The organism is Micromonospora qiuiae (assembly GCF_016863555.1).
In the GTDB taxonomy this organism is placed as follows: domain Bacteria; phylum Actinomycetota; class Actinomycetes; order Mycobacteriales; family Micromonosporaceae; genus Micromonospora; species Micromonospora qiuiae.
In genome coordinates, this window is record NZ_BOPC01000170.1 from 1 (window position 1) to 1698 (window position 1698).

Consider the following 1698-nt stretch of genomic DNA (forward strand, 5'->3'; position numbering starts at 1 on the left):
AGCGTCTACACGCAACTGCGCCGCAAGGCCGAACGGTCCCGCAAAACCGCAGCCACCACCGCGTAGAAGAGACCCCTCATGGGTCGCCAGAACACCGGCCGACAGCATCCTGCTGCCCACGATTCAGGCCGAAACCGATCTTGCTCAGCACACCAGGTCCGTAGCCGGGGCCAAGTATGTTCGCGGTCGAAAAACTTTACTGGCTGGGCTGAGGGGCGGTTGCATGTCGCACGTCGACAGGATCATTGGTGAGTTGCGTGCGCTGCTGACGGGTGTCGAGCGGGCGCAGGGGTTGGCGGCCGCTGCTGACCGGCAGGCGCAGGAAGTGGCCGTACGGGCTGCAGGGGCTGGCTTTGCCGCTGTGGCGGCGGGATTGACCCGGGTGCGTAGCGCCGTCACCGCTATCCAGGGCGGCTTGGGTAGCCTTTCCGGTGCGATCGGTGAGGCGACGAAGGCGACCGCGGCGGTTCCGCGCGAAGCGACTCCGCAGGAGACGATCTCCGGGCTGACACCCGTTCAGGCTGCGGTGGACAGTGCCCGCGATGCGACGGCCGGGACCATCAAGCAGGTCGGTGAGGCGCAGCAACTCGTCACCATGGTGTTGCAGGGTGGGCAGCCTGGCCCGCTGTTGCAGGCGTTGGAAAGCATCAAGCAGGTGTTGGTGGTGGTCCTCCAGCGCACCGGTACCGCCCGGCAGTACGTTGAATCGGCAGTCGCCGAAGCGCGTCAGCTCGGTTCCTCGGGAAACTGAGTTGGGCTGGCGGTCACGGACCGGCCAGCCCGAACCCGTCTACCGCCGGCGAGTCGACCAACCCTGGTTCCCTGCATGCTGGTGGCGCTTCCGATGAGCACACCCTGGTCCCGTGGAGCCGGCAGCCCACCGGTGTGCTCGGCGCAACGCCGAGCGGCCCGCGGACGCGGATCCCACCACGGGAAGACGCACGGGTGCAGCGTGCACTGGAGTTGGAGAACGCCTGCGCCGACACGGTCGCCGGCAAGGGCTACCGGATCCACCAGAACCCGACAAGACCGGAGATCGCCGCAGCGCGCCAGAACACCGGCGACCTCGGGAAGCCGGACAAGGAACCGGACTATCTGATCGAGGGTCACGTCTTCGACTGCTACTCACCGACGCCCACCAAGGCCGTGCGAGGCGTGTGGACGGAAGTGTCGGAGAAGGTGACCAGCCAGCAGACCCAACGGGTGGTGCTGAACCTGCACGACTGGCGCGGTGACCTCGACGCCCTACAGAAGCAGTTCAACGACTGGCCGATCCCCCACCTCAAGGAACTCACGGCCGTGACCCGCAACGGTGACATCATGCAAATCGTCCGGCGCGACTGAGAAGGCAGGCAACGCGTGGCTATCGAGTACCGACTGACGCTGGCAGGGAACATCCCGCTGGAGCAGGTGGCCGCACTCGCCGCCCCGGAAGGCGTCGAGGAGTCGACCCTGGCCGGCTACCCGCGGCTGCTCAGCGCGGACCTCAAACACACCTCCGGATACACGATCAGCGTCTACGCCGGCAGCAACGGCTACTTCGACGCCGAAGACGACGACGGCTCCCAATGGGAATGGGAACCCGACACGTATGTGAACGTCGTCTTCCATATGCCAAAAGATGACCCCTCAGGCAGGGCGATACCTGACATGGTCGCGGCCGTAGCCCGCGTGCTCGCCGGCCGATCCGAAGACGCC

The 1698-nt window shown here is 66.3% G+C and carries 3 protein-coding genes; all 3 read left to right on the forward strand.

The genetic code is table 11. The features are described from left to right. The first annotated feature begins 223 nt into the window (after positions 1 to 223). Entirely contained in the window at positions 224 to 751 is a 528-nt protein-coding gene (locus Vqi01_RS30195) for a DUF6244 family protein (protein WP_204038534.1), read from the forward strand. A 194-nt stretch (positions 752 to 945) separates the two neighbouring features. After that, the gene (locus Vqi01_RS30200; RefSeq protein ID WP_239098782.1) at positions 946 to 1344 is read left to right on the forward strand and encodes a CdiA C-terminal domain-containing protein; all 399 of its coding nucleotides are present in this window, start codon (positions 946 to 948) and stop codon (positions 1342 to 1344) included. A gap of 15 nt (positions 1345 to 1359) precedes the next feature. Then, the coding region (locus tag Vqi01_RS30205) for a SitI3 family protein (protein WP_204038535.1) at positions 1360 to 1698 on the forward strand (339 nt) is incomplete at its 3' end.

What these genes read in the sequence shown, in the direction of transcription:
- Vqi01_RS30195 (WP_204038534.1), top strand. Translation starts at nt 224, where the DNA reads ATGTCGCACGTCGACAGGATCATTGGTGAGTTGCGTGCGCTGCTGACG.